The 1,321-nt window shown below is 38.5% G+C and carries 1 protein-coding gene and 1 pseudogene; both read right to left on the reverse strand.

Annotated features, from left to right (window positions below; all coding sequences use genetic code 11):
* On the reverse strand, window positions 1-638 hold a 638-nt coding region (locus tag I6E83_RS14610), incomplete at its 3' end, for a porin (RefSeq protein ID WP_197102969.1).
* Between the two features lie 279 nt (window positions 639-917).
* A pseudogene (locus I6E83_RS14615) lies at window positions 918-1,321 on the reverse strand (porin); the annotation flags it as partial.

Genomic DNA, 1,321 nt, shown 5'->3' on the forward strand with positions numbered 1-1,321 from the left:
CCAGCAGTGAAGCCAGTACCTTGGTCAAACATCAACGATGCACCAAAACCACTATCACGGTCATCATCATCAGATACAAAAGATTCATCAGCACCATACTGAAGTGCAAGTTCTAATGGTAAACCATTGTATTTAGGTGCAATCCATACGATAGAATTATTAACACGACCACCATCAGCCATAGTTACCGCATCTAAAACATCGCCTTCCATGTCAAGATTACTAGAGCCTAGGTTATCCCAAAAGCCTTCAGTAACGCTTACATTATTGATGTAGTCAGTCACTGAGTAGTTACGGCCAAAACGGAACTGACCTAAGTTTTTGTTATCTAGACCAAGGTAAGTATCACGGCTCTTTAAAGCAATATTCTCATCACCACTGTCATCGACAGCAATGCCATATTCTAATTGATAAATCACATCAGTGTTAGCAGTCATTGCTTCAGAGCCTTTGAAACCAAGGCGTGAACTGTTTGAGTTGATTTGCACTGAGTCGCTGTCGACGTCATACAATGTACCATCACGTTCAGCATTTACATAGTCAGTAGTAACGAATGCTTTACCATATAAGGTAGGTGCTGCATTGGCTGCAGATACAGATAAAGCGGCAACTGCTGTAGCTAAAAGTAATTTTTTCAAAGGATATCTCCACTTTACGATTTGAGTGATAAGTTGGCTAAGTAGTTGATGTATATAATGGTGTATCCAAAGATACTCAAAACCACTATATATAACGAGTCATGAAAACTGCTTAAACACTACTTTACCGAACAAATATTACAGTAAGGTGAAAAAACAAAATTTACATGACTGTGATTATTCAATATTACTATTCTTTGTATTTAATATTTTATTTTTATCATAAAAAAACCCACCCCGAAGGGTGAGTTTTTATATATTAGCTATTAGCAGCTGATACTAGAATAAGTATTCTAGACCGCCACCAATTGCGAATACATCAAGATCAGTATTAGTAGCTTTATCGTCAGCAGAGTTGTCACCAATATAAGCATGAGCAATCATGTTGTCTTTGAAGTTGTATTTACCACCTAGAACAACTTGGTCTGAATCACGGTCTTCAAAACCAGCTAGATTTTTAGTACCGTTATATTGAACATAAACAGATGCTGGACGAGCAAAGTTAGTTAGACCCATTTCAGCACTAACAACCAAGCCTTTTTCGTCTTTTTCGCCGCCATCGAAATCAGCTACTTGATACATGGCACCTAAAGTAACTGGCGCTGCCATGTATTTGCCTAGATCGACCGTTGCACTACCACGTAAAAGCTCGCCTGCTTGGCTCATGTCTTTATCATAAGCAA

It is taken from the genome of Psychrobacter sp. SZ93C1, assembly GCF_015864635.1.
In the GTDB taxonomy this organism is placed as follows: Bacteria; Pseudomonadota; Gammaproteobacteria; order Pseudomonadales; family Moraxellaceae; genus Psychrobacter; species Psychrobacter fozii.